The organism is Cohnella sp. 56 (assembly GCF_037963805.1).
Lineage (GTDB): Bacteria > Bacillota > Bacilli > Paenibacillales > Paenibacillaceae > Cohnella.
On sequence record NZ_JAZDQE010000006.1, the window covers coordinates 68908 to 93416 of the forward strand.

Genomic DNA, 24509 nt, shown 5'->3' on the forward strand with positions numbered 1-24509 from the left:
ATGCGAGCGCTTTCTATTTTCAGAGCCTATTCTTCAGTATCGCTTGTACAGATTTGCGATTGTCGGGCCGCGTGCCTGCCCCCTCGCCGATCAACCTTTGACGGCGCCCGCCGTGATGCCGCGGTTGATCTGGTCCGTGAACGCGATGTAGATCAGGATGGACGGTATCGAGATGATCGCCAGCACGGCGAACTGCGCGCCGTAATTGGACGAATATTGCCCCATGAAGTAGACGACTGCAAACGGCAGCGTCCGCAGCTTATCCGTATCGATATAGGTGACGGCCATAATGAACTCGTTCCAGCAGGCGAGAAAGGCGAGCACCGACACGGTGGCGATGGCGGGCCGCAGGATCGGAAGGATAATTCTGAACAGCAAGCCGGGAACGGTCATGCCGTCGATGACGGCCGCTTCCTCCAGCGCCCGCGGCACCGTCTCGAGGAAGCCCGTGACGATGTACATGCTGACCGGAATCTGAAATGCGGCATAAGGCAAAATGAGCGCGAAATAGCTGTTGAGCAGGCCGATCTCGTTGAATACCATAAAGTTCGGCAGCAGCGTCGCATAGATCGGGATAATCATGCCGGCCATGACGAGCGCGAGCGTCGGCTTGCGCCATCTCCACGTCATCCGGGTCAGCGCGTAGCCCATGGCGACGGAGCAGGCGATGATGATCGCGATGGACACCGCGCATACGAGCAGGCTATTCCAGAACAGCAGCGGGATGTGCGCGTTGCGGAAGGCGTCCGCGTAATTTTGCCACTTGGGCGGGTCGGGCCACTTCAAAATATTCGAGCCGAAAAAGTCGCCGCTCTTGAGCAAGGAAAAGTCGAAAAGCCAGACGAGCGGGAACAGCTCCGCGACGACGAGCAGCGTCATCAGCAGCGCAAATCCGCTCCGGTAGACGCCGGACAGCCGGATGCCGGGCGTGTTGTCTTGCAGTTTGGGCTGCATCAATATTCACCTACTTCCCGCTTCATGGCGCGGTTCATTCCGAGCGTGACGAGCAGGCAGATCGCGACCAGCAGCAAGGAGATCGCGTTGCCGTAGCCGTACAGGCCTTCGCGGAACGCCTTGGAGTACAGGTACGTCGACAGAAACTGCGTGCTGTTGCCCGGTCCGCCGGATGTCATCAGATAGACGGTCTCCATCTGCTTGAACGCGGACACGACCGCCAGCACCAGGTTGACCCGGAGCACCGGCGCGAGCAGCGGCAGCACGATGCGGCGGTTGAGCTGCGCGCCGGAAGCGCCGTCCAGCATCGCCGCCTCGTACAGATCCTTGGGCACGCCCTTGATGCCGGCATAGTACAGCAGGAAGGCGTAGCCGAAGCCCTGCCACATGCACACGAAAATAATGCAGGCGATCGCCCAGCCCGGATCGCCGAGCCAGTCCTGCTGCCAGGCGGAGAGGCCGATCTGGTCGAGCACCCGGTTGAGCAGCCCGAACTGCGTGTCGAAAATGCTGGTCCACAGCTTCGTCGTGACGAAGGTGGAGATGATCGAGGGAATGAAGATGCAGACACGCAGCAGCTTCTCCCAACGGCCGCCGTATTGGGCCAGCATCGCGATCACAATCGCCAGCGGATGCTGCACGGCGACGAGGCCGAGGCCGAGCAGGACGGAGTTCAGCAGCGACTTCCAGAAGACGGGATCGTGCGCGAACGCGTCTCCGTAATTTTGGAAGCCGACGAAGCCGTAGTCGCCCACGCCGTTCCAGTCCGTCAGGCTGTAGTAGAAGCCGACCGCGATCGGCACGAGGATCATGAACGCCAAGAGGAGCAGTCCGGGCGTCATGAGCCAGACGATCGTTTTTCTGTCGCCCAGTATTTTGTGCATGCGTCATCATCCTATCGGAAGAACGGAGGCGGCGATGCGGGCATCGCCGCCCCTTGGTTCCTCGTATTTATTTCGCCGAATCTTTGGCCGACTTGTCCGCCGCCCCGTCGATCGTATTCGTGAAGTCTTCCGGCTTCAGGCGATTGCCTTCGAGCTGCTGCAGCGAATCGTAGAAGGTCTTCTGCGTGTCGGACGTGAACAGATCCTGCGAGACCGTGCCGCTATAGGAAGATGCGCCGTTGAAGATCGCGCTCAGGTCCTTCTGCACGCTCGTCTCGCTGCCGGTCAGGAACTGGTCGTATTTTTGCGCCGGGAACGTGATGCCGTTGACCCATACGCCCTTCGCCCAGTTCTCGGGCTTGAACATCCATACGAGGAACTTGATCGCCTCGTCCTTGTTGGGCGACTTGGCCGAGATCGAGTAGCCGCCGCCGAACCAGGCCGGCAGGTCCGTCGTCTTGCCCTGGCCGCCTTCCAGCGCCGGGAACGGGAACGCGCCGATATTGTCGCGCACCTCCTGCGGGAAGTTCTCGTCCGCCGCCATCCCCATCTCCCATTCGCCCATCATGAACATGGCCGCCTTGCCCTGGCCGAACATATTGCGGGCCGCGCCGTAGTCCTGGTTGAGGAAGCCGTTGCCGAAGGCGCCCGCCTTGATCCAGCTCTGGATCGTCTCAGCGGCCTTCACGGCCGCCGGGTCCTTGAACGAGCCGGTGCGGTTCATGGCGTTGTGCGACGTGTCCCATGTGCCGGAGGCGCGCTGCACGAGCGTGTCGAACCAGATGCCCGACGTCCACGCGTCCCGGCCGTCCATGGCGATCGGCACGATTTTTTTGCTTTTGAGCGTATCGAACGCCTTGAGCAGGTCCGCCTCCGTGGACGGCACCTGGATGCCGTTGTCGGCGAATATCTTCTTATTGTAATAGAGCACATAGAAGTCGGAGTTGCGCGGGATGCCGTACAGCTTGCCGTCCTTGCTGAAGCCGTCGAGCGCCGCGTCCACGAAGCCGAAGTCCTTGAGCTCGCCGCGGTCGATCTCCGCGAGCGCCCCGCTGTTGATCAGCGGCGTCAGGAAGTTCGTATTGCCCCAGGACGTGATGATGTCCGGCAGCGCGTTGGACGCGTTGTACACCTTGATCTTGTCCTGGAACTGCGGGTCCGGCGAGAGCGTCTCGACCTTGATCGTGACGTTGGGGTTCTCCTGCATGTAGGCGTCGATCAGGTCCTGCTCCATCTTGCCCTGTCCGACCGTGCGGTCGGAGTTGTTGGTGAAAAAGGAGAGCGTGACCTTCTTGGCCGGCTCCGCCGTCGCGGCAGCCGAAGCCGATGCGGACGCCGTGTCCTGGGCCGACGCGGAGACGCTCGGGGACGGAGACGCGTTTTTGTTGTCGCCGTTGCCGCCGCATGCGCCGAGACTCAGCGACGCGATCAGGACAACCAGACTTGCGGATGCCTTTTTCATCTTCGAACGATTCATCTTTCCCCCACCTTAACAGTTGTCGTTTGCGCTTCGAGCTTGATTATAATCCGCTTCGGCGCCGGGCAGCAGAAGGCATTCTTCAGGATCTTCTGTACGTTCTTGCGCTTTTTCGAAGCCGTCCGCCGTGCCCGACTGGTTCCCGCCCTCTGCCGCATGGCGCAATTGCTCATTTTTCACTTTCCCTTGTACAGATTTCAGATCGGAGGCGCGGACGGCAGACGCGGCCTGCCTTTTCGTTTATAGTAAATCTATCTCTCAATTCAACCGGGAAGGTCGCAGCCGATGGCTAACCGCTTGTTCAGACCGTATCTGAATCTGTCCGTCCGGTACAAGATTTTGTTCTGGTTCGTGCCCCTGCTCGCGCTGACCATCTCCGCGACCGGCGTGTACTCCTATAATATCGCGGCCCATGAGCTGACGACCAAGATCGGCGCCGAGCAGACGAGCGCGGCCAAGCAGGCAATCGATCATCTCGATTATATCGCGCAGGATGCGGGCGATATTTTCAATTATTTGTTTTTGACGCCGGATATTCAGTCTCTCGTCTCTTCCGATCCGTCGAACGACAACTATGTCAACAAGACCGCGATCGACGCCATCAACCGGCTGATGGTCACGCGCCCTTATTTTCAATATTTGACGCTGTACTCCGCGCACTTCGGCTCGATCCAGTTCAACAACAAGGGCCTGTCCCCGGCGATCTCGTTCGAAGAATACCGGGAGCGATTCGACTACGATCGCCTGCTGAGGCGCAGCGAGATGGAGTGGTGGAGCGTCGAGACGCCCGGCGGCGGCGACAGCCGGATCTTCCCCGGCGATACCAAGAACAAGCTGCTGCTCACCAAGGTGCTCAAGAACGACTACGACTACGAACCGGAAGGCATCATCATCATCGGCATCGACGAAAAGGATATTCGCAGATCGTACGCCCCAAGCGGCGACATCTCCGAGATCTACGTGATCGGCACCGACGGGATGGTCTACTCGGACAGCTCCGGGAGCTGGACCGGCCAGTCCATGCATGCGCTCCCCTTCCTGCAGGGCGGCGAGGGCGGGCCGGAATCGCTGGCGCGGCAGATCGACACGGCCCGATGGGTATATGCGGATGTCATCTCCCCGCTGACCGGCTGGCATGTGCTCGTCGTGCAGCCCCGGAGCGAGATGCTGCGGCAGCTGAGCCGCATCCAGTGGCTGACGGCGGTTATCATATGCGTGACGATCGTGCTCAGTCTCATCTTGTCCTGGGCCGTATCGGGTCTGATTTCCAAGCCGATCCGCAAGGTGCTCATCTCCATGAAGAAGTTCCAGAAAGGCGATTTTACGCAGCAAGTGCGCGTCATCGGACACGATGAAGTCGGACAGCTCGGTCTTGGCTACAACACGATGGTCGGGCGCATCCGGGAGCTGATCGACGACGTCTATGCGTTTCAGCTGAAGCAGAAGCAAGCCGAGCTGAAGGCGCTGCAATCGCAGATCAACCCCCATTTTCTGTACAATACGCTCAATACGATCGCCTGGACGGCGCACAAGAGCGGCGACGCGCTCGTCGAGGAGATGATCTACGCCCTGTCCGGCATGTTCAGGATCAGCCTGAATCAAGGCATGGACGCCTCCGACCTGAAGCAGGAGTTCGAGCTCATCGGCCATTACCTGTTCCTGCAAAAAATGCGGTTCCCGAGCAAGCTTAACTACGAGCTGGAGCTGGACGAGCGCATCGCGGACTTCGCCGTGCCGAAGCTGCTCATCCAGCCGCTCGTCGAGAACGCCGTCGTGCACGGCATCGAATCGCTGGTCGACGACGTCGGCCTCGTGCATGTCGCCGCCGCAGCGGAAGGCGGCCGGGTCGTCATCGAGGTGACGGACAACGGCATCGGCATCTCCGAGGACAAGCGCTCCCGGCTCGCGCAGATGATCCGCTCCGAACGGCTGACGCCCGAAGGCGAGAGCTATGCGCTGCAGAACATCGCAGCCAGAATCCGGCTGTTCTACGGCGAGGGAGCGAGCGTCGACGTCCAGAGCGAGGCCGGCTCCGGCACGCGGCTGAGGATCGAATTGCCATATGAAAGGAAGTAGAGCCGGATGCTGAATCTGCTGATCGTAGAAGACGAGGAAACGATGCGGGAAGGCCTCGCCAGCATGATCGACTGGGAAGCGGTCGGCGTCCGCATCTGCGGCGTAGCCGAAAACGGCCTGGAGGCGCTCGAGATCATCGGGCGGACCGAGGTCGACCTGCTGCTGACCGATATCCGCATGCCGCTCATGGACGGCCTGCAGCTGATCGGCGAGATCCGCAAGCGCGAGCGCGATATCGCCTGCGTGCTCGTGTCGGGCTACAGCGACTTCGAGTATGCGCAGCAGGCGCTCCGCTACGGTGTGTCCGACTTCGTCGTGAAGCCCTGCGCGCCCCGAGAGATCAAGGCCATATTCGCCAGACTGACCGCCCAGCTGACGGAGCAGCGCCGCCAGTCCGACTCGGTCCAAGGCTGGCGCGAGAGCATGCCGATGCTCAAGACGCAGCTGCTGCGCCAATGGCTCAGCTCACCTGCCCTGGTCACGGAAAATCGCCGGGAGCAGCTCAGGAAGCTCAAGCTCCCTATCGGCCACGAGCATCTGATCGTCGCGGTCGTGCGCATCGACAACCGGTCGCGGCAGCAGCTCAACTACAATCGGACCGATCTGGAGCTGATCCGGCTGGCCGCCGCCAACATCGTGCAGGAGACGCTCGAGCAGACCGTCATGCAGTCCGTCGCCACCGTCAAGGAGGAAGACGGCATCGTCGTCATCCTGAACGGCATGTTCGAGTGGATCGAGGACAAGCTGGCGAGAGGCCTCGAACGCGTCCAGCACAATCTGAGGCAGTTCCTGAAGATCGAGGTCAGCGTCGGCATCAGCGATTCCAAGGCGAGCATCAATCAATTGGCCGAAGCGTACGGAGAGGCCCTGCAGGCGCTCGAGCTGCGCTTCTTCCTCGGGGCGGAGCGCTGCTGCTATTATCGCGACGTGCGCATGCTGTCGCCGCATGCGCCGTCATCGCTCTCCCAGGCGGAAGCCGTCGATACGAGCCTGGTCAAGCTCGAGCAATCCGCCGCCGACAATCTGCACGCAGGCTTGTTCGCGGAGGCGCTCAACGATGCGGAACGATGGCTGGAGGCGCTCCAGCGGTACCATCCGCACTCCCGTACGGAGATTCAGGTCCGCACGCTCTCCTTCCTGACCCGGCTCCTGCAGCAGGCGCCCTTGCAGAGACAGGCCGACGGCGAGGACGATCGTCCCGTCGACTACGGCAGCCTGGAGCAGCAGATCGGTGGCATCGATACGATGGAGGAGCTGGCCGGCTTCGTCTACACCGTCATCCGCCAGCTCGTGGAGCGGCTGAATCCGCACCGCACGCCCAAGCGCAAAGTCCAGCAGGCGCTCGGCTACATCGCCAGCCACTACAACGCGCCCGGTCTGTCGCTGGGCGGCGTCGCCAAGGAGCTGTACGTCTCCAGCACGTACCTGTCCACGCTGTTCAAGCAGGAGCTGGGCATCAACTTCCTGGACTACGTCCATCAATACAGGGTGGAAAAAGCGAAAGGATTGCTGCAATCGGCGGATATCAAGATTCAATCCGTCGCCAAGGAGATCGGGTACTTCGACGAGGCGCATTTTACGAGGACGTTCAAAAAGTGGACGGGCAAGCTGCCCTCGCAGTACAAGAAAGAAATGGCGAGCCGGGCTTAGCCGGAAATGCCGAAACAGCGCCGCGCGGGCTACGGGCCCGCGCGGCGCTGTTTTCTGCTTGTTGGGCAAGGCGGCTTCCTGCCGATCGGGGCCCTAGACTGCCCGGCTCAAGAAATGCTTCAGGACCGCCAAGCGAGCCGTCCGCGACATTGAGCTTATCAAAGACTATCGAGACCTTTTCAATGCCTATTCGGCCAGCAGCTGCTCGACCCAAAGACGCATCCGGGCGGCGTAAGGCGCGAGCTCGTGCTCGGATCCCAGCTCGTTCAGCAGCGCCGTGACGAGGAAGCGCCTCGGCTCGCTTTTCAGCCCTTCCTCCCGGAGCAGCTCCAGAATCTGCTCCAGCTCCCGCTTGCGCGCGTTGGGCACGCTCAGCTCGCGAATCGTGGAGGCGGTCTGCGCCAGCACCATGCCGCCGCAGCGCTCGATCGACTCGCGGAGCGTCTCCGGCGCCTCGTCCGCGAACTCCTGCATCAGCTGCCCGGGCAGCATCGGCTCTGCCTGACGGGAGAGCAGTCCGGCGACCAGATCGTCCATCCGATCGGCGACATACGCGGCCAGCGCCGGCACCGAGAGCGGCTTGGCCGATGTCTTCATCAGATGCAAATATTCCTTGCCGATGGCGTTCAGAATCATCACCGCGTCCCAGGCATGCGGCTCGATCGCTTCCCCGTACCGGCGCAGCAGCACCCCGCGATTGAAGTTCAGCAGCCGCGCGCGCTTGCGGAACAGATGCGGGCCGAGCTTGTCGCTCGCGATCGGCGGCTTTTCCTTCAACGAATTCGCCACGAAGAAGCCGTGCGTGAGGAAGTAGCCGAGCTGATACGTGATCTCCTCGACGAACAGCTCGCGTGCGGACAGCTCGGTCCGCTCCCGCAGGCGATCGGTCTCCTCCATCATCCGCGTGTAATGCACCTCGAGAATCTCGATATACAAATCTTCCTTGGACGGAAAAAACTTATATAACGAACCCTTTGCGACGCTGCAATCGTCCGCGATGTCCTGGATGGACGTCGACTCGTACCCTTTTTCCGCGAACAGCCGCTCGGCCGAGGCTACGATTTTGTTTTTTAATATGCTCATAAGCCCTCCCGCCAGAAAAATAACGATTGACATGGATTGCCGAAAGGTATAAAAATAGGCCTATAGCCTTTCGTGACTACGCGGTTTTTAACAAAACCACTTAGTCAAAAATAGCGGAAAATCAGACTTCCGTCAAGACTCGGCCCCCAATCGGAAAGGAATGAACACACATGGCAAACTCGCGCACGGCCTCGCCTGACGCAGCCGCGCCCTTCTCGCTGCTCAAGCTGCTGCCGCCGCTCCTCGCCGTTATCATCGGCATGTTCATGGTTATTCTTGACACGACGGTCGTCAACAATGCGATCCCGACGCTGGTCGACGACTTCGGCACCACCCTTCACCATCTGCAATGGGCCGTCACCGGCTATACGCTGGCGCTGTCGGCCGTCATCCCGCTCGCCGGCTGGATGACCGACAAGTTCGGCGCGAGGCGCGTGTTCATCGCGACGATCGTGATGTTCACGCTCGGCTCCGCGCTCTGCGCGCTCGCTTCGACGACCGAGCAGCTCGTCGTCTTCCGCGTCATCCAGGGCATCGGCGGCGGCATGGTCGCGCCGATCGGCATGGCGCTCGTCTTCCGCATCGCCCCCCCGGACAAGCGCGGCGCCGTCATGGGCGTGCTCGGCATTCCGATCCTGCTCGCGCCCGCGCTCGGACCGGTGCTGTCAGGCTACTTTGTCGAATACGTCTCTTGGCACTGGATCTTCCTGATCAACCTGCCGATCGGCATCGCCGCTGTCATCGTCGCCGCGCGGTTCCTGCCCGTCTTCGAGCGCGGCAAGCCGCCGGCGCTGGACATCCTCGGCATGATCCTCGGCCCGATCGCCTTCGCCATGCTGGCGTTCGGCGTCAGCGAGGGCGGTCAGGACTGGGGCTCCGCCCGCACGCTGACCGGCCTGATCGTCGGCGGCGCCGCGCTGCTGCTGTTCATCTTCGTCGAACTGCGGCACCGGCAGCCGCTGCTGGAGCTGCGCGTCTTCCGCACCTTCGCGTTCACGCAGGGCATCATCCTGTCCTGGATTCTGAACGTGGCGCTGTTCGGCTCCATTATCCTGTTCCCGCTCATGCTCCAGCAGGTCAAGGGCTACACGCCGCTCGAGACCGGGCTGATCCTGCTCCCGCAAGCGATGGGCTCCATGCTCTGCATGCCGATCGGCGGCAGGCTGTTCGACCGGATCGGCGCACGTCCGATCGTCATCACGGGCACACTGTTCATCTCCGCGGCGCTGCTCATCATGTCGCAGATCACGCTCGACCGTCCGCTGTACGTCATCATGCTGAACCTGTTCCTGCTCGGCTGCGGCATGGGGCTGTCGATGATGACGATGAACACGTACATCCTCAACACCGCGCCGCGCGAACTGGTCGGCCGCGTCACGCCGCTCACCAATTCGGCGCAGCAGGTTATCGTCTCCTTCGCGGTCGCCGGACTGACCGGCTACCTGTCCACGCATAGCGACAAGATCATGAAAGCCTACACCGGCCCCAACCCGCTCGAAGCGGCCGTCGGCGCGTTCGGCGACACCTTCCTGCTCACCTCGGGCTTCGCGATCGTCGGCTTCGCGCTCAGCCTGTTCATCCGCCGCGTCAAACCGGCCGCCGCGCAGAAGAGCGGATCGGGCGAAGTGCGAGCGGAGGAGAGCGTGCTGTCGGGACATTAACGGGGCGTGGTGAAGGCAATCCGATTCGCGCGGCGCGGGCGCCGCTGGGCGGATCGCCTTCACTACGGGAGGCGATTGAGCGCGGAGCGCCTGCTGCGGGCGGATCGCCTTCACTACAGGAGGCGATTGGTACCGGGACGCCTGCGTTGGGCGGATCGCCTTCACTACGGGAGGCGATTGGCACCGGGGCGCCTGCGCCGGGCGGATCGCCTTCACTCCAGGAGGCGATTGGCACCGGGGCGCCTGCTGCGGGCGGATCGCCTTCACTACAGGAGGCGATTGGCACCGGCGCGCCTGCGGTGGGCGGATCGCCTTCACTACAGGAGGCGATTGGCACCGGCGCGCCTGCTGCGGGCGGATCGCCTTCACTACAGGAGGCGATTGGCACCGGCGCGCCTGCTGCGGGCGGATCGCCTTCACTACGGGAGGCGATTGGCACCGGAGCGCCTGCTGCGGGCGAATCGCCTTCACTACAGGAGGCGATTGGGCTCGGGGCGCCTGCGTTGGGCGGATCGCCTTCACTACAGGAGGCGATTGGCATCGACCTCTTATGCCTGTCACCAAACAAAACGTTCCTCTCATCCATGGCGCACAATGCCGCTGTGGACGAGAGGAACGTTTTTTGCTGCGCTCTTATTCGGACGGATAAGCGAACACAACCTCATGCACGCTCAGCTTGGCGCCCAGCATGATGCCGCCGCCGGGACGCGCCTGCTCCCCATCTCCGCCCCGATGCTGCCCCGGTTCGCCGCCCTCTGCCGCCGGCTTCGGTCGGGCAGGCGTATGCGCCTGCTTGAACGCGTCGCTGTTCACCCAGTCGTCGAAGGCTGCGCGATCCTCCCAAGTGGTGCATACTTTGAGTTCATCGTGCGCCTCCAGCGATTCGGTCAGCAGCTCCATCCGGACGAATCCGGCGGCGTGCTGGATACCCTTCGGGTTTTTGAAGCGCTCGGCGACTTCGGAGACGTGGCCGGACTTGATCTTGATGGTGTTGATGGCGACGATCATGTTAAACATCCTTCCTGTGTCCGTATTGTCCGTATTGTAGCAAAGGCGAGATACCCGCTCAAATCAGCAGCCGGCTGTGTGGTGCGAGCACCGCGGCCGATCGTGCGTCCCTCTCGTTGCCTGCGCTACTCCCCGTTATTGAGCATCTCCTCGCCGATCGCCGCACTCGCGGATTCCCTCGAACCCGCTCGTCACCAGCCTGTGCACATAATCGTCATCGAGCGGCTCGCCGGTCACGAGCAGCCGGTAGAAGATCGGCCCGTACAGCAGATCGACGCCGAGACCGACGTCCAGCGTTTTTTGCAACTGCCCGCGCCGAACCCCTTTTTCCAAGATTCCCTTCGCCTCCTGCCGCCGCGGCTGGAAATATCGCGTCCGGTAAGCCTCGGCCAGGCCGGCGTCGAACTGCCCTTCCCCGACGAGCGCAGTGATGATCTTCCCTTCGCTGCTCGTCAAAAAGCGCGTCACGTTCATGGCGTGAATCCGGATATCCTCGAAAACATCGCCCGTATCGGGCACCGGCAGCCGGGCCGAGGCGGCGGACAAAAATCCATCCATGACCACCGCGGCTTTGTTCGGCCACCATTTATAAATGGTCGCTTTGCTCACGCCCGCGCGCTCCGCAATCTTTTCTACCGTCACCGCGCCGAATCCGACTTCAAGCAGCAATTCGTACGAGGCTGCCAGAATCGCCTGCTGCGTCTTCGGGTCCCGCGGCCGCCCCCGTTTGTTCGGTTGTTGCATCGTCACAGCCTCCTCCCGGCCTCTCCACCGTGTAATTGCGAACAATAAAATACAATACGTTCAGTATACGAAAAAAAGTTGAAAAAACAAACAAAGCGCCTATTTACAAAACGCTTCGTTCATTATATGATGAGGTCGTTAATTAATAAACTGTACGTTTAGTATATTAAATAAAAAACGTACCGAATGGAGGAAGCAAGATGCGAACGGAACACATCATGAAGGAAAGCGGCATTTCCCGCGGCTTGACGATTCTACTGGCGGTCGCATGCGGCCTGATTGTGGCGAACCTCTACTATGCCCAAACACTCGTCGGCCCGATCGGCGCTTCCACAGGGCTGTCCGCCGGCGCGGCCGGACTGATCGTCACGCTGACGCAAATCGGCTATGTCGCCGGGCTGCTGTTCGTCGTCCCGTTGGCCGATATCGTCGAGAACCGCCGGCTTGCGGTCGCCGGGCTTGCCGTAGCGGTCATCGCGCTGATCGCGGCCGCGCTCGCGCCGAACGCGCTGCTGTTCCTGTCCGCGTCGCTCCTCATCGGGACGGCTTCGGTCGTCGCGCAGGTGCTCGTGCCCCTCGCCGCTTCGCTCGCTTCCGAGGCCCAGCGTGGGCGCGCGGTCGGCAACGTAATGAGCGGTCTGCTCCTCGGCATCATGCTCGCACGGCCGGTCGCGAGCTTCATCGCCGGCATCTGGAGCTGGCCGTACGTATTCGCCGCCTCGGCGACCGCCATCGCGCTGCTGATGGCATTGCTGTCGCGCAAGCTGCCCGTACGAAGGCCCGCGCGAAGCGTATCCTACGGACGGCTGATCCGCTCCCTCTGGCCGCTGCTCGCCCGTACGCCGGCGCTGCGCCGCCGCGCGCTGTACCAGGCTTGCCTGTTCGGCGCCTTCAGCCTCTTCTGGACGGTCGCGCCGCTCCGCCTGGCGGATGCATACGGCATGTCGCAGCAGGGCATTGCCTTGTTCGCACTGGTCGGCGTCGGCGGCGCGATAGCGGCGCCAATCGCCGGACGGCTGGCGGACAAGGGCTGGAGCCGACCGCTCGCCTGGCTGGCCATGAGTATCGCTTTGCTGTCCTTCCTGCTCCCCTGCTTGTTTCACAGCCGCTCGACCGCCTCGCTCGTCCTGCTTTTCGTCTCCGCAATCGCGCTCGACATGGCCGTCTCCGGCAATCTGGTGCTCGGACAGCGCGTCGTCTATGCGCTCGGCAGTGAAGCGCGCGGCCGCCTGAACGGTCTGTTCATGTCGATTTTCTTTCTCGGCGGAGCCGTCGGCTCGGCGCTGGGCGGCTGGGCGTACGCGCACGGCGGCTGGCGGCTGGCGGCATTGATCGGCGTTGCATGGCCGCTGCTCGCCATCCTTTATGCTGCGACTGAGAAAAGGGAACGCATGGCGGACGGCGACGCCGGCATCACACAGCCATTCGAGCTGCGAGAGCAGCGCATGTGACGGCACACCCGGATTATCACCATTATGGCTACACGAAGTCTGTATCGTTGTCGTCAAGTCCGCACGATCACAGGCGGTCCAGCTCGCGCGCCTCGGCTTTAGAACGACAGGCCTTGCACACGCCGATCGTACGGCCGCTCTCGTCAATATAAAAAGAAAGCCGCGCAGATCGTTCGCGGCAAAGCGAACAAGGCCGGGCCTGTTCCCCTGCGGCCGGCCCGGGCCGGCTTCGCTGCCGCCTGCGGGCGGCCCGCAGCGGCACAACCTTCGCGCTGCGCGGAGCCGGAGCTCGCCGTCCGCGCTTCCAGCGCCAGAGCACGAGCCCTGCAGCCGCCAGGACCGCGGCCGCGATAATTCCGATCAGCATGGGACTTCCCCTCCCTAGGTCTGATATCCGCCATCGGAGGCGGCACCTGCTCTTGTCGGCCGAAGATCCGACCTTGGCGTCCGGCCGTCGCCTGTCAGAGGACGCCGGTCTCTCGCGCACTCGCCCAGTCATTCCGGTCACGACGGCAACCTTCTATTCGATATTAGCATTCATCCGCAGCGTTTGTAATCCTATCGATGCACATTAGCTGCCGTACGCCGCCGTCGACGGGTGCCGCAGGCGCGCCCGGCACGGATGGCGCAGACGGCGTGACGCCGCCCGCATGGCAGACATTGCCCCGCACGGTTCATATCTGCCACACGGGCGACGCGGTTATCGGACCGGGCTCATTTTCCTGATAGCACAGCTCGCTGTCCCATGCCTTCGCACAGGTATGCCCGCCCAGCGCTCAGGGTCCGAACGATGGTATAATCGTGTGTGACAGCCCCATATTCAAGCGAGAATCGGAGGAGAAAAGCATGTCCGACCACACCAGGCTTAACCGCAAGCGTGCCGTGTCACTGAAGACGTTCGACCCCGGCGATACCGGCGGCATCGAGAGCAAGGAGCAGGTAGAGGCCGAACTCGAGGCGCTTCGCGAAAGATTGCAGGAGGCGCAAGAGAAGCTCTATGCCAGCCGCTCGAACGGCGTGCTCATCGTGTTCCAGGGCATGGACTGCAGCGGCAAGGACGGCACGGTGAAAAAGGTGCTGGGCGCGCTTAATCCGCAAGGCTTCCGCGCCGAAAGCTTCAAAACGCCGACCGCCGAGGAAGCCGCCCACGATTTTCTGTGGCGCGCGCACCGACTCGTGCCGCAGAAGGGTTATATCGCCTCGTTCAACCGTTCGTATTACGAGGATGTGCTCATCACCCGCGTTCACGGGCTCATCGATGGCAAGGAAGCGAAGCGCCGACTCGAGCATATTAAAAATTTCGAAAAACAGCTGGCCGACAGCGGTGTGCTGATTATTAAAATTTTCCTCCATATCTCCAAGGCGTTCCAGCTTGAAAAGCTGCGCGACCGACTCGACCACCCGGACAAGCTGTGGAAATTCGATCCGAGCGACCTCAAGGAGCGGCAGCACTGGGACGAATACGTCCGGGCCTACGAGGATGTATTCGAAGCGACGGGCACGAAGCGCAACCCGTGGCATATCGTTCCCGCCGACAAGCGGTGGTACCGCGATTATCGCGTGTTGAAGATTATTACGGAGGAGATCGAGGGGCTGAAGCCGGCTTATCCGAAGCTTGACATCGAGCGCCTCGGAGAGCTGGATCTGGATGCCGAGACGCTCGCCAAGCTGGCGGCGGCCAATAGCAAGGCTGTCAAAAGCGAGACCGGTGATGAGAGCAGGAAGTCCGCGGAGGAAGAGGTTGCGGATGCGGAGCAGCGGGCGACCGAGACAGGCGGGGAAGCTGGGGACGACCGGCCAGTCGTCGAAAAACCGGCGGAGGTTGCCGAAAAAGCAGCGCCCGTAACGCGGAAGGCTGCCCGGAAGCCGAGGGAAACGAGGAAGCAAGCTGCAAACGAAGCGTCGGTGCCGGCTTCAGCCGCGGATGCGCCGACCGAGCCGAGCGCGCCTAAGCAACCGGGCAGGCGCAGCCGGAGGCAGACAGACAGCTAGCTTGCTGCAGTGATCAAACCCAAAGCACCTGCCGATCGATCGGCAGGTGCTTTGGGTTGTTCGCCGAGTATGCCGGGGGCTAGCAGCTCCGGGAAGTGGACAACGGCAGGCCGACCTTTTACTACGATCTGACCTTAAGCGTCTGATGCGCGGCCGTCGGCCCCGGATAGAACGAGCGGTCCGTGACGACGTCGTACAGATTGACATAACCGTAGCTCGCGGTGTCGGCCAGGTCGGCCGGCATGGCGAAGCCCAGCAGGTCCGCATAAGCCATCGTGCCGTCGTACTGCTTGTACAATGTGCGGTTCTGATAGGTCGAATATTGCGGATCGGACGGGGCATACGGGTTGGCGAATGCCGCCTTGTCCGCGAATTCGTACGGATCGAACGACAGCTTGTACGCGCCGGTCGTCGTATCCTGCATCAGGAACAGCGGCTTGCTGCCGGCGACGGGCTTGGCGTACGTACGCAGGGCGGGAGAATGTCCGCTCTGCGGCTCCCGCGTTAGAATCGTCTGACCGCCGACCGATATCGTATAAAGCGGGATCAGGCCGGCATTTGCCTCCGTAATGTCCAGCAGGCCGTAGTCGACCGAGTCCGCAAGCGCGTTCGCCTTGTCCTGCACGTCCGCCAGCGTGCCGACGACCCAATAATGCCTGTAGTACATCGTCTGACCGGGCTCAAGATAGAAGTTGCCGCCGACGCCGCCCACGATATAATCGTCTCTGTTGGCATCGCCCCAAGCCCAGGTATTTTTTGCATATTGAAAATCAGTATCTTCGCCGTAATGCTTGTCCTGGCCGAAAACCCAGCCTAGCGCGTAGCTGCCCGGGTTGCTCGCATTCTGCGCGAAGGCCGCCCAACCGCCCGTCTCGTCCAGCGCAATGCGATTGCTCGGATCGCTGAAATCCCCGCCGATCGCCGTATAGTCGCCGCTCGTGTCGCTCACGACATGATCCGGCAGGTTGGACTTGCGCACGCCGCCCCAAGGCAGCGTAATATCGTCGATCCGCTCGGTCCCGAAGTTGGAAATAACATACGTAACCTCGATGATGCCGTCGCCGATATCCCGCACCTTTTCATAATACAAAATGCCCGACCTGTGGATGCTCGGAATATGGGCCTGCTGGCCCCAGCTCAGCATCGAATAGGATTTGTCTGACGCGTCCCAGCCGTAGGCGAGCTTCGGCGAATAGAAGAAGCCGTTGCGGCCGAGCGCGGTCGTGTCCTTGCCTTCGTATACGCCGGCCTGGTGAATGTAGTACGCCATGCTGTCGTAAACGGACTGGGAAAATTGCGTGTCGGGATTGTTCAATCCGCGGTTGATGGCGACCGGTTGAATAACCTCGTCGATCCAGCCGCCCGATCTCGGCGTCGTGACCGGAGACTGCGGCGGGATTGCCTCGCCGAACGGTCCGGTCAGCGAATAAATCTGCCCGCCCTTGCCGAGGCGCAGCTCCCAGGAAGTATCCGCGGTCTGCCGGTGCACGATCGATGCCTGATACACATGGCGTTCGTTCAGTCCGGCCGCCCATTTTCCGTTGTCCAGGTCCACCTCGTCGTAAAATGCCTGCAGCTCGCCGATGCTCGAGAACGAGAACGTTGTGCCGGGATAATGCGCGGGTGTGCCGATGACGCGGACGCCGTAGACGGACACAGGGTCAAAACGGACCTCGAACCGCTGCCCTTGCGTCAACCCGCCTCCGTTGCCGTCCGTCGTCGCGGGATAGTCGGTCAAGGTGGCGACATCGGTCCAGGCGCCGCCCGCGGACGTTTGCACCTGAATTTTCGGCTTGCCGGCCGAGGCATTAAACCAGCCGCCGTCTGCGTAGTTTTTGCCGTGTGCGTAAATGACTTTGTTGATCGTGACCGGAAGCCCGAGCGTCGCCGCATACCAGTCGCTCGTCTGGACGGTGCCGTCCCAAGTAACGCGATGCGTGTTGAAGTCGCCGTCGAGGTACGAGGCGGCGATGTTGCCCGCGCGCGAGTAGCTCGGCGTCGCCTGCAGCAGCGCATTGGCTTCGGGCGCGAAGCTCGCCTGCAGCTCGGCAATGCTGGAGAAGGCGTACGTCTTGCCGGTATATTGCACCGGCTTGCCGATGACGCGAACCGCAACCGCCTGCACCGTGTCGAAGACGACCTCGAAGGCTTGGCCGTCGGTCAAGCCGCCGTCGCCGGCACTGGTCGTCGCCGGATATTGCGAGATCGTCGCGACATCGGTCCAGGCGCCGCCCGCGGACGTCTGCACCTGAATCTTCGGCTTGCCGCCGGAGGTATCGAACCAGCCGCCGTCCGCATAGCTTTTGCCGTGCGCGTACAACACCTTGTTGATCGGCTGCGCCTTGGCGAAGGTAACCGCATACCAGTCGGCTGCGGGCGCCGTGCCGTCCATCGTCACCCGATGGGTCGCGAAGCTGCCGTCCATATACGAAGCATTGATGTTGCCCGCGCGCGAATACGAAGCGGTTCCGTTCAAGGCCGCGTTGCGCGGCACGTACGATGCCTGCAGCTCGCCGATGCTGGAGAAGGCGTACGTCTTGCCCGTCACCTGAACGGGCTTGCCGACGACGCGCACGCCGTACACAACCGTCGCCTCGATCTGGATCTCGAACGTCTGGCCCTGGGCCAGGCCGCCGCCATTGCCCGGTCCGGTCGCCGGATACGCGGCGATCGTCGCCGCATCCGTCCAGGCGCCGCCCGGCGCGGTCTGCACCTGAATCTTCGGCTTGTCGGACGAGGTGTCGAACCAGCCGCCGTCCGCATAGTTTTTGCCGTGCGCGTAGACCACCTTGTTGATCAGATACGGGACGGGCAGCGTGACGGCGTACCAGTCCTGCGCCGGCGCCGTCCCGTCCATCGTCACCCGGTGCGTCATCACGTCGCCGTCGATGAACGAGGCGTCGATATTGCCCGCGCGGGACCAGCTTTCTTTGCCGTAGTAGAGAATGTTCGTGTTGACCGGCGTTTGGAGCGGCCCATCCGCGCTCGTTGCTTCCCAAGCGGATGCGTTGTGCGGGGCTTCCGGGCTTGTCGGAAAAATCTGAAGCAGATCGGCGTTTTGCGACGCCTGTCCGTACGCGTGAGCGTTTATGAATAACAGCGGCAGTACGAGCAAGGCGGTGAATGTCTTTTTCATAAAAGCTGCCTCCCCTGCGTCTTAATGGTCGTTGCCTGACTGTTTACCGTGAATCCGGTGCCGCGACGGCGCAAATGCCACCGCGGCATCGGTCTCGATCGCCTCAGTGCTGGACGAACCGGGCTTGGAGCAGCAGACGGTGCAGCATAGCCGCCGCTTCCGCCCGCGTGGCCGGCGCGGTCGGCGCGAAGGTGCCGTCCGGTCGGCCGGAGATCAGGCCGAGGTCCGCCGCATGGTCGACGGCCGAGCGCGCCCAGGACGCGATCGCCGAACGGTCGGCGAAGTCCGCACGTGCGGCGGCCCCGGCAGTCGCGGTCGCGGCGGCCGCGGCGTGCGCGCCCTCCGCAGCCTTGAGCGCCTTGTCGAGCATGAGCGCCATCTCCTGGCGCGTGACGGCTTGATTCGGCCGGAAGCCGCCGTCCTCGTAGCCGCCGATCAGCCCGGCCCGCGCGGCTGCGCCGATGGCGCCCGCGTACCAGCGGTCGCCGCCCACATCCCCGAATGCGGAGGCCGCGGCAGGCTCGTCGCCGAGTCCCAGGCCGCGCGTCAGCAGCGCGGCCCATTCGGCGCGGGTGATCGCCGCGTTCGGCTCGAAGCGATCCGCCGTCGCGCCCTTGACAATTCGCTTGGCCGCCAGCTCGCTTATGTCGGCGGATGCCCAGTGCGCCTGCGCATCCGCAAACGTCCGCTCGGCCGTCTGCACGATGACATACGCGCTGTTGCCCGGCCGTATGACCGTGGCGCGCGACAGATCGCCTTCCCGCTCGAAGGTGGCCGGCGCGAACCGTGCCTCGCCCTCCGGCGTCAGCCACAGCGCGGTCAGCCGCGCGGCATCGAGGCTGCCGTCGAGCGTCCAGCTTCGCGCGATATACGCCCCGAAGCGATCGACCGGGATACGGCGGTCGCCCGCGACGGCCTCGACGCTGAATGCCAGCGGCGATCCGACAGGCCGGTCTCCGGCCTTCTCGGCCGCTTCGGTCAAGGCGGCCCGATCGGCCGCGCCGGCGACGCCGATATGAATGTGGAGGCCGATCTCGGAGCTGTCGACGCCCAGGTCGGCGGCGAGCCGACGGAGATAGAGGCTGCCGATCGGCAGGTCGTACCGCGCGAGCGGCGTGACGACCGCCAGGGTGACGGGCTTGCCGGCCGCCGCTGCCGCGGCGATGAACGAGGCGGGCACCTCGATGCTGAGCCGATCGCCCTTCTCCGTCACCTCGGCGTTCACCGTGCCGCCGTCGGCAGGCAGCGACGCCAGCGACGCGTTCAGCGCGGCTGCGTCCAGCTTGACCACCGTTTCGGGCGCATCCGGCGTCGCAGTCGGTGCTGGCGTCGGCGTTGGTGTTGGCGTTGGTGTTGGCGTTGGTGTTGGCGTTGGTGTTGGAGTCGGCGTCGGGCTCGGACTCGTCTCCGGCGCGTCGTTCGCCAGAGCGAGCACGCGAAGCGCCCGATCCTCGGCCGTGAGGCCATAACCGGCCCCGGTGCCGGAGCCGCCGTCCAGCACATCGCCCAACGCGACCGTATCCGCGCCTGCCGGCACAGCGGCTTCTGACGGATATACGTAGCCAAGCAGCCCCAGATATTCCGTTTTGCCGTCATAAGCCTTGTACTGGAACTTGCCCTCATACAGATCGTGCTTCGGATCGCCGACCGGATACGGATTGACGTAGGGCACCTTTGTGCTCAGCAGGAACGGGTCCATCGTGAGCGACAGCGCCCTGGTCTCCGTATCGCGCAGCAGGAACAGCGGCTTCGTCCCCGCCGCCGGCTGGGCGTATGCCTCGAACGCCTGCTCGGCCGCGCCTTCCTTTTTCAAAGACAGCGTTTGCGTGCCGTCCCCGTCCGTTTGTACATAATAGGCGAGCTTATCGGCGGCCGCTGCGTCATACTCGGCAAAGCCGTAGTCCATTTTGTCCGCGAGCGCCTTCGCCTTCCCGGTCACTTCTCCCAGCTTGCCGACCACGTAGTAGAACTTCCACGCCAGCTTCTCGCCCGGCTGCAGATGGATGCGTCCCTGCACCGCCTGCACGTAAAAATCGTCGCGGTTGGCGTCGCCCCATGTGTAGTAGTTGGGCTCCCACTGTCCGTCGATCGTGCCGTAGTGCTGGTCTTTGCCGAATACCGTCGCCAGCGCGAAGCTGTCCGGATCGTCGGCGTCCTGCGTCATCGCGGCCCAGCCGCCCGTGTCGGACGCCTTCTTGATCTGCGTGTACGCGCCGCCGGCCCGGTCGAAGGCGCCCGCCTGATTGCCGATAATATGGTCCGGCAGCACGGACTTGCGCACGCCGCCCCACGGAATCGAGATATCGTCGATCGTGTCGGTGCCGAAGTTGTTCAGCACGTAGGACACCTCGATAACGCCGTCGCCCGCGTCCCGCACCTTGGTGTAGTACAGGAGACCGGATCGCCAGATGCTCGGGATCTGCGCGTTCTGCCCCCAGACTGCGACCGAGTAAGACTGATCCTGCGGGTTCCACCCGGAGGCCAGCATCGGGTCGTAAAAGGGCTTGGTCAGAATCGGATCGTTCTTGTAATACACGCCCGAGCCGTGAATGAAGTACATCGTCGGCTCCTGATCCGGATTATGATTGTCGTAGCTGATGGACACGGGCTGGATGACCTCGTCCATAAACACATTGTTCGCCGTCTGCGGCGGCATCAGCTCTCCGGCGTCCGTCTCGAGCGAATAAATCTGGCCGCCCTTGCCGACGCGCAGCTCCCACGACTTTCCGTCCGCCTGGACATGCTTGACCGAGGATTGATAGACGAGCGATTCGTCCGCGGCTTCGTTCCACTTCGTGCCGTTCATCGGGACGGTGCCGTTGGTCTGCGACACGGTCCATTCCCCCGGCGCCTGCGACGGAATGCCGGCCAGCGGGAACGCGTTCAGCAGTTGTGCCGAATACGCGTTGTAAAGCGGCGCGAACGGCTTGTTGTCGTAGAGCAGCCTGCGCAGATATACGGCTGCGTCGCCGCGCGACACCGTCGCGCCCGGATGCAGCATGCCGTCCTCGGACGCCGGCAGCAAACCCGTGCCGAGCGCCGCCTCCACGCTGTCCAGCGCCCAGGGTGCAATCTGCGCCGCATCCGCATAAGCGCCGGCGTCGCCGAGCAGATACGGCCGACCGGCAACCCGGCGGGCCGCCTGGGCGAACAAGTACGTCATCTCCTCCCGGGTCGCCGGCTGCTCCGGCAGCAGCATGCCGCCGGCCGTCGGGAAGATCAGGCCCGCATCGGCCGCGGCCTGAACGAGCCCGGCGTACGGATCGCCCGCCTCGACGTCGGCATAAGCATCGTCATAGGCGGCCTGCGGGAGCGCGGCGGCCTTGGCGACCGCAGCGATCAGAGCGATCCGCGAGATCGGCGCGTCGGGCGAGAAATGCGTCTCGTCCGTGCCGTCCATGATGCCTGCCGCGTTCAATTGCACGATATCGCGTCTGGCGGGATGATCCGCAAGATCGACGAAGCTCGATTGAACGTCGGATTCCTTTGCGATCGTCACCGTCCACAACTGCGGCGTGCCGTCCTCTGCGGTAACGGTGAACGCGACCGGCTCGCGGAAATCGTGTACGGCATCCGGCGACGGACTGACCGCGGCCCCGCGCGATACTTTCATCGCAACGTCCGTCTGCGACAGATCGGCGTCGTCCGCCAGCAGCGCCGTCACGGTGTGCGCGGCTTTGTCGATGACGACAGGCCGGTTTTTCTTCGGCACGTCGAACAGCGTGATGTCGTTGTACGTATTGGCCGGCCCCGGCGGCTCCCAATCGATCCCGCCGACCGTCACCGGTCCGCTGAAGGCGTAGATGCCGAAGTAGCCCGGACCCGTCAGCGGCGCATCGGCGTCGACGATGTCGAACACTTTTTGCCCGTCGACCCACAGGACGAGACGCACGCCGCCCGCGACATCGATCGCGGCCGCCCGCACCGTGTGCGCGGTATCGGAGAGGAATTGACGATTGGCCAATGTGCCGAACGGCGGCGTCTGACCCGGGAACTCCCCGATCAGCATCTTGCGGTTGCCGTCCGTCCACTTCTGAACCTCCCACTTGCTCGCGCTCATATCGATAAAGTAAGCGGAGCCGCCATCGAAAATCGTCTTGGACGGATCGCTGCTCCGCAGCGCGATGCCCGGCCAGTCGGGGCCGGTGAACGTATACCGCATCGTAAAATCGAGGTATTCGTCGCCGAACTCCTGCCCTTTGTACATTTTGTTGCCGCCGCTGATCGTCACGCGCCCGTCGTCGCCCGGCGCCAGCGTGCCGAGCCCGACCCAGTTGCCGCGATCGGCCAGCAGCGCGTCCGCGGGCACGCCCTCGGCGATGCCGGCGAGCGCCAGCGTGCCGTCGCCCGCGTCGGCGCCGAAGCGCCCGGCCCCGCGAATCGGCTCGGCGGCGTCGAGCAGGCTCAGCCGCGGCTCGCCGCCGATCGACAGTTGGAGGCGAACGCCGTCGCGCTCCTCGTAGCCGGCGAGCAGCACTTCATGGTCCGCGGCGCCGTCGAAGCCGGGAATATCGGCCGCATAGACGGTCCCAAGCACGCTCGTGCCTGCGGAAGTATGCTTTTGCAGCTCCCAGCGGTCCGCCTTCGGCACGAGCCTGTAGGCATCGCCGTTCGATGCTGCGCGCAGCGACACGGACGGCGCCTCGCCGCCGGGCGCCGGCTGCCCGATCCGCAGCTTGAAGTGGAACGCCGCGCTCATATAATGCTGTCCGTCGTAGTAGACGGACTGGCCGGCAGACAGCGAGAGCGCGCCGTCCGACGGCCGCGCGGCGCCGCCGGTCGTCGACCACGATTCGCTGTCCGCGAGCGGCGCGTTCAGCGGCACGTATACCCGCTCCGGCAGCGCGTAATACGCCTGCAGCTCGGCGATGCTCGAGAAGGAATACGTCGTGCCGGGGTAATGGGCCGGACGGCCGATCACGCGCACACCGTATACTTCGGTCGGCGGCACGTCGATGCTGAAGCTGCGGCCGGTCGTCAGGCCGCCGTTGTCGCCGCTCGTCGTCGCCGGGTAAGCCTCGACCGTCGCCAGATCGGTCCACGCGCCGCCTGCGGACAAGCGCGCCTGAATGACCGGCTTGCCGCCAGCGGCCGTGTCGAACCAGCCGCCGTCCGGCGACGTCACGCCGTGGACGAACACGAGTCTGTTGATAAGCTGCGGCACGTCCAGCTCGACCGCATACCAGTCGGTCGTCTCGATCTGGCCGTTCCAGGTGTTGCGGACGGTGCCGACGTCCCCGTCATTGAAGGAGCCGGGCGCATTGCCTGCGCGGGAATATTCCGCCGTGCCGCGGCGCAGGACGTTGGCCTCGGCCGCAAGCGGATCGTGATACGCCTGCAGGTCCGCGATGCTCGAAAAGGCGACGGCGCCGCCGGGGCTCGCCGGCCGTCCGACGATGCGGACGCCATAGACGGCGACCGGGTCGAAGACGGCTTCGAAGCGTCGGCCCTGCGCGAGTCCGCCGCTGTCCGAGGCCGTCGTCGCCGGATAGCGCGACAGCACGCCGGCGTCCTGCCACGGGCCTCCCGCCGCCGTGCGAATCTGGACGCGCGGCTTGCCGCCGTCCGCCGTGTTGAACCAGCCGCCGTCCGGCGACACCGGACCTTGCGTGAAGACGACATTGTCGATCGTCTGCGGCGCGGCGAGCGCGACGGCATACCAATCCTCGGCCTGAAGCGTGCCGTCGTTCAAGCTGAGCGAGGTGGCCGGATCGCTGTCCAGGTAGGCTTCGCCGCCCGCGAGATTGCGCGAGTTGGACGGCGTGCCCTTGGACAGCAGATTCGGATCGACCACCGCGCTCGTATCGAACGCCTGCAGCTCCGCCGCCGACGCGAAAAAGACCGGCTTGCCGACGATGCGGACGCCGTAGACATCGGTAGGGGCCAGCGTCAGCGCGAACTTCTGGCCGTCGACGAGCCCGCCGCTGCTCGCGGCGTCGGTGTCGGGATAGTCCGCCAGCGTGCCGACGTCGATCCATTCCCCGTCCTGTGCGGTCTGAACCTGGAGCTTCGGCTTGCCGCCTGCGGCCGTATCGAACCAGCCGCCGTCGACATAGGCGTGGCCGTGCGCGTACACGATCTTGTCGATGCGGGCGGGCGTATCGAGCTTGACCGCATACCACGCCTCCGCCTGATGTGTGCCGTCGTACGTGTTCAGATACGTCGACGTATCGTTGTCGACGATCGAGCCGGGCACGCTGCCCGGCGCGTTGGCGCTCGCGGCTTGGCCGAACAGCATGTTGACGGGAGCCGGTACCGCAGCCGCATGTACCGACGGCAGGACAGCCAGCAATTGTATTGCAAGCATAATGAATAGCAGCGAGCCGATGCCCGCACGACGCAGGATCATATGAGATTGCCTCCAGTTTAAATGTTTGTAAGCGCTTACCATTG

At 63.4% G+C, this 24509-nt stretch carries 15 protein-coding genes; 5 read left to right on the forward strand and 10 right to left on the reverse strand.

Features of this window, described 5'->3' with window-relative positions:
- Positions 1-90: 90 nt before the first annotated feature.
- From VQ071_RS12865 to VQ071_RS12875, 3 genes are all read right to left on the reverse strand, one after another.
- Positions 91-954, reverse strand: coding sequence for a carbohydrate ABC transporter permease (locus VQ071_RS12865; protein WP_340514408.1), 864 nt, complete (start codon positions 952-954; stop codon positions 91-93).
- The gene (locus tag VQ071_RS12870; protein ID WP_340514409.1) at positions 954-1838 is read right to left on the reverse strand and encodes a carbohydrate ABC transporter permease; all 885 of its coding nucleotides are present in this window, start codon (positions 1836-1838) and stop codon (positions 954-956) included. The genes VQ071_RS12865 and VQ071_RS12870 overlap by 1 nt, the downstream gene beginning before the upstream one ends.
- Positions 1839-1905: 67 nt before the next feature.
- Entirely contained in the window at positions 1906-3315 is a 1410-nt protein-coding gene (locus VQ071_RS12875; protein ID WP_340514410.1) for an ABC transporter substrate-binding protein, read from the reverse strand.
- A gap of 285 nt (positions 3316-3600) precedes the next feature.
- On the opposite strand from VQ071_RS12875, the gene VQ071_RS12880 reads away from it, so the two are divergent.
- Together VQ071_RS12880 and VQ071_RS12885 are read left to right on the forward strand one after the other, a co-directional pair.
- Complete coding sequence (locus VQ071_RS12880) at positions 3601-5391, forward strand: sensor histidine kinase (protein WP_340514411.1); 1791 nt, start codon at positions 3601-3603, stop codon at positions 5389-5391.
- Positions 5392-5397: 6 nt separating this feature from the next.
- On the forward strand, positions 5398-7041 hold the full coding sequence (locus tag VQ071_RS12885; RefSeq protein ID WP_340514412.1) for a response regulator: 1644 nt from the start codon (positions 5398-5400) through the stop codon (positions 7039-7041).
- A gap of 186 nt (positions 7042-7227) precedes the next feature.
- Here VQ071_RS12885 and VQ071_RS12890 read toward each other — a convergent pair whose 3' ends face one another.
- Positions 7228-8124 carry a TetR/AcrR family transcriptional regulator gene (locus VQ071_RS12890; RefSeq protein ID WP_340514413.1) on the reverse strand — a complete coding sequence of 299 codons (897 nt, stop codon included), beginning with the start codon at positions 8122-8124 and terminating at the stop codon, positions 7228-7230.
- Positions 8125-8294: 170 nt separating this feature from the next.
- Here VQ071_RS12890 and VQ071_RS12895 point away from each other — a divergent pair, with 170 nt between their 5' ends.
- Entirely contained in the window at positions 8295-9785 is a 1491-nt protein-coding gene (locus tag VQ071_RS12895) for an MDR family MFS transporter (RefSeq protein ID WP_340514414.1), read from the forward strand.
- Here VQ071_RS12895 and VQ071_RS12900 read toward each other — a convergent pair.
- The 3 genes from VQ071_RS12900 to VQ071_RS12910 all read right to left on the reverse strand — a co-directional run bounded on the left by VQ071_RS12900 (position 9712) and on the right by VQ071_RS12910 (position 11537).
- Complete coding sequence (locus tag VQ071_RS12900; RefSeq protein ID WP_340514415.1) at positions 9712-10326, reverse strand: hypothetical protein; 615 nt, start codon at positions 10324-10326, stop codon at positions 9712-9714. The two genes, VQ071_RS12895 and VQ071_RS12900, sit on opposite strands and share 74 nt — an antisense overlap.
- Positions 10327-10418: 92 nt before the next feature.
- Positions 10419-10793, reverse strand: coding sequence for an antibiotic biosynthesis monooxygenase (locus VQ071_RS12905; RefSeq protein WP_340514416.1), 375 nt, complete (start codon positions 10791-10793; stop codon positions 10419-10421).
- A gap of 135 nt (positions 10794-10928) precedes the next feature.
- The gene (locus VQ071_RS12910; RefSeq protein WP_340514417.1) at positions 10929-11537 is read right to left on the reverse strand and encodes a TetR/AcrR family transcriptional regulator; all 609 of its coding nucleotides are present in this window, start codon (positions 11535-11537) and stop codon (positions 10929-10931) included.
- Positions 11538-11737: 200 nt separating this feature from the next.
- On the opposite strand from VQ071_RS12910, the gene VQ071_RS12915 reads away from it, so the two are divergent.
- The gene (locus VQ071_RS12915) at positions 11738-12988 is read left to right on the forward strand and encodes an MFS transporter (RefSeq protein WP_340514418.1); all 1251 of its coding nucleotides are present in this window, start codon (positions 11738-11740) and stop codon (positions 12986-12988) included.
- 67 nt (positions 12989-13055) lie between these two features.
- Here VQ071_RS12915 and VQ071_RS12920 read toward each other — a convergent pair whose 3' ends face one another.
- Positions 13056-13355 carry a hypothetical protein gene (locus VQ071_RS12920; protein WP_340514419.1) on the reverse strand — a complete coding sequence of 100 codons (300 nt, stop codon included), beginning with the start codon at positions 13353-13355 and terminating at the stop codon, positions 13056-13058.
- A 479-nt stretch (positions 13356-13834) separates the two neighbouring features.
- Here VQ071_RS12920 and VQ071_RS12925 point away from each other — a divergent pair, with 479 nt between their 5' ends.
- Positions 13835-14980 (forward strand): PPK2 family polyphosphate kinase, encoded by a 1146-nt coding sequence (locus VQ071_RS12925; RefSeq protein WP_340514420.1) that lies wholly within the window; start codon positions 13835-13837, stop codon positions 14978-14980.
- Between the two features lie 121 nt (positions 14981-15101).
- Here the strand turns inward: VQ071_RS12925 and VQ071_RS12930 are convergent, their stop codons facing one another.
- Complete coding sequence (locus tag VQ071_RS12930; protein WP_340514421.1) at positions 15102-18116, reverse strand: hypothetical protein; 3015 nt, start codon at positions 18114-18116, stop codon at positions 15102-15104.
- Positions 18117-18219: 103 nt separating this feature from the next.
- The gene (locus tag VQ071_RS12935; protein WP_340514422.1) at positions 18220-24465 is read right to left on the reverse strand and encodes an S-layer homology domain-containing protein; all 6246 of its coding nucleotides are present in this window, start codon (positions 24463-24465) and stop codon (positions 18220-18222) included.
- Positions 24466-24509 lie beyond the last annotated feature (44 nt).

Coding starts and splice junctions, on each gene's coding strand:
- VQ071_RS12865 (WP_340514408.1), bottom strand. CDS start 954: ATGCAGCCCAAACTGCAAGACAACACGCCCGGCATCCGGCTGTCCGGC.
- VQ071_RS12870 (WP_340514409.1), bottom strand. CDS start 1,838: ATGCACAAAATACTGGGCGACAGAAAAACGATCGTCTGGCTCATGACG.
- VQ071_RS12875 (WP_340514410.1), bottom strand. CDS start 3,315: ATGAATCGTTCGAAGATGAAAAAGGCATCCGCAAGTCTGGTTGTCCTG.
- VQ071_RS12880 (WP_340514411.1), top strand. CDS start 3,601: ATGGCTAACCGCTTGTTCAGACCGTATCTGAATCTGTCCGTCCGGTAC.
- VQ071_RS12885 (WP_340514412.1), top strand. CDS start 5,398: ATGCTGAATCTGCTGATCGTAGAAGACGAGGAAACGATGCGGGAAGGC.
- VQ071_RS12890 (WP_340514413.1), bottom strand. CDS start 8,124: ATGAGCATATTAAAAAACAAAATCGTAGCCTCGGCCGAGCGGCTGTTC.
- VQ071_RS12895 (WP_340514414.1), top strand. CDS start 8,295: ATGGCAAACTCGCGCACGGCCTCGCCTGACGCAGCCGCGCCCTTCTCG.
- VQ071_RS12900 (WP_340514415.1), bottom strand. CDS start 10,326: ATGCCAATCGCCTCCTGTAGTGAAGGCGATCCGCCCAACGCAGGCGCC.
- VQ071_RS12905 (WP_340514416.1), bottom strand. CDS start 10,793: ATGATCGTCGCCATCAACACCATCAAGATCAAGTCCGGCCACGTCTCC.
- VQ071_RS12910 (WP_340514417.1), bottom strand. CDS start 11,537: ATGCAACAACCGAACAAACGGGGGCGGCCGCGGGACCCGAAGACGCAG.
- VQ071_RS12915 (WP_340514418.1), top strand. CDS start 11,738: ATGCGAACGGAACACATCATGAAGGAAAGCGGCATTTCCCGCGGCTTG.
- VQ071_RS12920 (WP_340514419.1), bottom strand. CDS start 13,355: ATGCTGATCGGAATTATCGCGGCCGCGGTCCTGGCGGCTGCAGGGCTC.
- VQ071_RS12925 (WP_340514420.1), top strand. CDS start 13,835: ATGTCCGACCACACCAGGCTTAACCGCAAGCGTGCCGTGTCACTGAAG.
- VQ071_RS12930 (WP_340514421.1), bottom strand. CDS start 18,116: ATGAAAAAGACATTCACCGCCTTGCTCGTACTGCCGCTGTTATTCATA.
- VQ071_RS12935 (WP_340514422.1), bottom strand. CDS start 24,465: ATGATCCTGCGTCGTGCGGGCATCGGCTCGCTGCTATTCATTATGCTT.